Annotated in this window: 5 protein-coding genes; 1 reads left to right on the top strand and 4 read right to left on the bottom strand. The window is 58.2% G+C overall.

From position 1 onward, the window contains the following. Positions 1 to 149: 149 nt before the first annotated feature. Positions 150 to 1,502, bottom strand: a complete 1,353-nt coding sequence (locus AC221Y_RS20775; protein ID WP_486708271.1) for an amidase — start codon at positions 1,500 to 1,502, stop codon at positions 150 to 152. Positions 1,503 to 1,510: 8 nt separating this feature from the next. Further along, positions 1,511 to 2,608 carry a redox-regulated ATPase YchF gene (gene ychF / locus AC221Y_RS20780; RefSeq protein WP_486708272.1) on the bottom strand — a complete coding sequence of 366 codons (1,098 nt, stop codon included), beginning with the start codon at positions 2,606 to 2,608 and terminating at the stop codon, positions 1,511 to 1,513. Positions 2,609 to 2,994: 386 nt separating this feature from the next. Between ychF and trpA the strand changes: the two genes are divergently transcribed. Continuing rightward, positions 2,995 to 3,786 carry a tryptophan synthase subunit alpha gene (trpA, locus tag AC221Y_RS20785; protein ID WP_299752287.1) on the top strand — a complete coding sequence of 264 codons (792 nt, stop codon included), beginning with the start codon at positions 2,995 to 2,997 and terminating at the stop codon, positions 3,784 to 3,786. Here the strand turns inward: trpA and AC221Y_RS20790 are convergent. Then, positions 3,774 to 3,959 (bottom strand): hypothetical protein, encoded by a 186-nt coding sequence (locus AC221Y_RS20790; RefSeq protein ID WP_299752290.1) that lies wholly within the window; start codon positions 3,957 to 3,959, stop codon positions 3,774 to 3,776. The genes trpA and AC221Y_RS20790 overlap by 13 nt on opposite strands. A 127-nt stretch (positions 3,960 to 4,086) precedes the next feature. Then, positions 4,087 to 4,386, bottom strand: a 300-nt coding sequence (locus AC221Y_RS20795) for a hypothetical protein (RefSeq protein WP_486708273.1), incomplete at its 5' end; no start/stop codon positions are given.

Genomic DNA, 4,386 nt, shown 5'->3' on the forward strand with positions numbered 1-4,386 from the left:
CTCCCTTAGCAGGGGAGCGCCTTCGACCACTCGGCCACATCTCCGCTGACGGCTCTAGCAGGTTCGCCCCCGCAGAAACAAGTAGGAATTGAACGGATTTCACTATTTCCTCAGGTCATGACGCAATCGCGCGCGACCCCAACGCTTGATCACGCCATTTGCGCATAAAGCCAGTGCGCTACCCGCAACAACCCGGCGTCATCGCCAAAGCGCCCGACGACCTGCACCCCAAGCGGTAGCCCTGCTTTCGATGTCAAAAGAGGCAGCGTGATCGCGGGCGTGCCAGCCATGGTCCAAAGCCCGTTCATCACGGAATCCCCGGTAGACGAAAGCCCGTCCGGTGCAACGCCCAAAGCAGCCGGACACAAAATGGCATCCGCCGCCGCAAAGACCTCGTCCAACGCCACGTTAAGCGCACCCCGACAATCCACAGCTGCCAGATACTCACACGCCGATACGCTCTTGCCCTCCTCAATCGCCGCTTGCGTCGCCACCCCAAGCGCGGTCACATCCCGGTCAACGTAGCCCCGAAAATTATGCGCCATTTCGGCAAAGTTGACGACACGGCGTTGTAGTTCAGCTGTCTCAAAGACCGCAGGCAAACCAACATCAACACCCACCGCACCCAAACGCGCATAAAACGCCGCTAGAGCCTCACGATACTCCGGCTCTACCCGATCCCATGCCGGTGGGCGCAGAATGGCAAACCGCGGAGCGTGGTTTAAAACCGCCTGCGCGCCGTTCAGCAAGACCGGCGCCCCAGCATCACTTGAAGCGGAATCCGCAGGATCATGACCAAACAGCACCTCGGCAGCCATTGCTGCACTCAACGGATCAGCTGCAAAAACGCCCAACGTGTCCAGCGTCTGCGATTGGTTCAACACCCCGCGCCGGGGGATCGCCCCGAACGTCGGTTTATACCCTGTCACACCGCAAAAAGACGCGGGCCGAACGACAGACCCTCCCGTCTGCGTGCCCACAGCCAAAGGCACCATACCATCTGCAACCGCTGCGGCAGACCCAGACGACGAGCCGCCCGGCGTATGCCCCAAATCATGCGGGTTGCGGGTCTTGCCGGGGACAAAATAGGCAAGCTCGGTCGTCACGGTCTTTCCCATAATGATCGCGCCCGCCGCGCGAAGCCGCTCAACAAGAAACGCATCCCGCTCTGGCACGCGACCTTTATCAAGTGGGCAGCCATTTTGTGTAGGAATTCCCGCGGTATCGATCACATCTTTCAAACCAACCGGAAGACCATGCAAAGGCCCCAAATGTCCGCCAGACGCGCGATGCGCATCAAGTCGGCGCGCCTGAGATCGTGCCGCCTCTGCATCAAACCAAACCCAGGCCCTCACATCGTCCTCGCGCAATGCAATCCGCGCGATGCACTTCTCAACCAACGCTTCCGCCGATAATTCCCCCGACGCAAGCTGATCGCGCAGCAAAAACGCGCTTTCTAACGGTGCACCGGTTGCCCCAATCGTCTGCGACCTCGCCGTCATCCCCGACCCTATTTGCTGAACAGGAAGTGCAAGACATCCCCGTCCTTCACGACGTAGGTCTTGCCTTCAGCCCGCATCTTGCCGGCGTCCTTAGACGGCTGCTCGCCTCCCAAAGCAACAAAATCGTCGAAGCTAATCGTCTCGGACCGGATAAATCCCTTCTCGAAATCACCATGGATCACACCCGCCGCCTGAGGCGCCTTGGTGCCCTCAGGGATCGTCCATGCGCGCGCTTCTTTCGGACCCACTGTGAAATACGTCTGCAATTTCAATAGCTCGTAACCTGCTCGAATAAGCCGGTCCAAGCCCGCCTCAGACAAACCAAGCTCGTCCAAAAACATCTCGGCCTCGTCTGGCTCCAGCTGGCTGATCTCTTCCTCAATCTTCGCCGATATTACCACCGATGCCGCACCCTGCTCTGCCGCCATCGCCGCGACCCGCGTGGACAAAGCGTTGCCCTCGGATGCCTCATCCTCCGCCACGTTGCAGACGAACAAAACCGGCTTGGACGTCAAAAGCTGCAGCATGCCCCAGGCTTTGGCATCGTCATCAGACACCTCAACCGTCCGTGCGGGCTGACCGTTCTCAAGCACAATGCGCGCTTCGTTCAAAAGCCGCTCCTGCTGGACCGCTTCCTTATCGCCGCCACGCACTTTGCGCACGATATTCTGTAAACGCCGCTCGATCGATTCAAGATCGGACAGCATCAACTCGGTTTCAATCGTCTCGGCATCGGCTACCGGATCAACACGGCCCTCAACATGTGTCACATCACCGTCTTCGAAGCACCGAAGCACATGCGCAATCGCATCGACCTCGCGAATGTTCGCCAGAAACTGGTTGCCAAGCCCCTCGCCCTTGGACGCGCCCTTCACCAAACCGGCAATATCGACAAACGTCATGCGCGTCGGAATAATCGTCTTCGATTTCGCAATCTCGGCAAGCGTATCAAGCCGCGTGTCCGGCACCGCAACCTCGCCGACGTTCGGCTCGATCGTACAGAACGGAAAGTTCGCCGCTTGCGCCGCCGCGGTCCGCGTCAACGCATTGAACAATGTCGACTTGCCAACGTTTGGCAGCCCCACAATTCCCATCTTAAAGCCCATCTGGCGCTCTCCCTGCCCGTGTTGGGAGAAGGCTCTACCGCCCGCCCCCCAAAGGTGCAAGCGCCGCCACCCAAATCGCGCTCTGCGCGCGCGGTCGCAGCCTGAGAAATGATGAACCACGCCAGCAGAATAAACATCGGATGCGTCAACCCGCCAGAAAAAATCAACGCCGGAATCCAAAGCAAAAACACCAGAACTCCAAGGAACGGACGGCCCGCAAAGGCAATCGACAACGGCGGGAGAAGGATCGCAAAGATATAATTTATGGGCTTCGAGCAAGGAAGTCCGCCTCACGATGTCCATGGCGGTCTGAAAGTTTCCCCTCCCACTTGCAAACATCGCCGCATTGCGCGACACGAAAGTCGAGATAAAGAAAGAGCGCTGCAATGACCCGGATCGACGCAAAATTCGCTGAATTGAAGGCCCAGGGCCGTAAAGCCTTCGTCACATACGTGATGGCAGGCGACCCCGACTTCGACACATCACTTGAAATCGTGCGCGGCCTGCCCGCCGCGGGCGTCGATGTCATCGAACTTGGCCTGCCTTTCACCGATCCAATGGCCGACGGCGCGACCATCCAGCTTGCAGGGCAACGCGCGCTTGCAGGCGGCATGACGCTGCAAAAGACACTCGATCTGGCGCGCTCTTTCCGCCAGGAAGACGCCACCACACCGATCGTTCTGATGGGCTACTACAACCCGATCTATTCGCGCGGCGCGGATACTTTTCTAGAAGACGCCAAAGCCGCCGGAATCGACGGCCTTATTGTGGTAGACTTGCCGCCCGAGGAAGACGCCGAACTTTGCATTCCGGCGCAACAGGCGGGCCTGAACTTCATCCGGCTTGCCACACCCACCACGGACGACAAACGCCTGCCGACCGTGCTGCAAAACACCTCCGGCTTCGTCTACTACGTCTCGATTACCGGGATCACTGGCGCCGCAAGCGCTGTCGCAACAGACGTCGGTCCCGAAGTCGCACGCATCAAATCCGCGACCGATCTGCCGATCATTGTCGGATTTGGGATCAAGACGCCCGAAGATGCCGCTGATATCGCCCGCGTCGCGGACGGTGTTGTTGTTGGCTCGGCCATTGTCGAGAAGATCGCAAACGGCCTAAGCCCGGCCGACGTGCTCGCTTTCGTCAAATCACTTGCGGATGGCGCTCACACCGCCTGATCTGCGCCCGGCGTCTCGTATTCCGACCCAAGCCGCGAGTAGCGCCGCTCAGTCAGATTATCGAGAGGCGCCTCTGTGACCTCTTTTGGTCTCCGACGCCCAAAGACCACTCCAAAAAGCGACTCAAGTATTGAAGCCGTAAGTATAATTCCGGCGATTGTTAGCAATTCCATGACGTCATCCCTCTGATCAGCCCCCGCTGAAAAATTGAGGGCCCGCGTCCGCACGGAACAATACTCCGACGGCTGTCAGGACAGCACGGCGCAAAAGCGCGGGCTGACCGTCAGCGGGCCCTGCTTTTTAAGTGCTGTAAGAAACGTATCTACGCTGAATAGGACGCTCGTCCGCTTCAGGCTCTTCCGGCTGTTCGGGCCAGATAAAACGCTCGTAGTCAGCGGTGTGCTCTGCACGCCGTGCATCCAAACGAGCTTTGATCAATACGATCGCAGCCACGATGAACGGCGCAGAAAAAAGGACGTACGGAAGGTATATAGAAATCTCACTCATAACCAAACACTCACTAACACCAAACAGTTTTAAGAAAAATTCAAGAACCTTTCTAGCTCCCTTAGATTTCCATAACCACCAAGCATTAATAAC

Source organism: Boseongicola sp., assembly GCF_057460485.1.

Coding starts and splice junctions, on each gene's coding strand:
- AC221Y_RS20775 (WP_486708271.1), bottom strand. CDS start 1,502: ATGACGGCGAGGTCGCAGACGATTGGGGCAACCGGTGCACCGTTAGAA.
- ychF (WP_486708272.1), bottom strand. CDS start 2,608: ATGGGCTTTAAGATGGGAATTGTGGGGCTGCCAAACGTTGGCAAGTCG.
- trpA (WP_299752287.1), top strand. CDS start 2,995: ATGACCCGGATCGACGCAAAATTCGCTGAATTGAAGGCCCAGGGCCGT.
- AC221Y_RS20790 (WP_299752290.1), bottom strand. CDS start 3,959: ATGGAATTGCTAACAATCGCCGGAATTATACTTACGGCTTCAATACTT.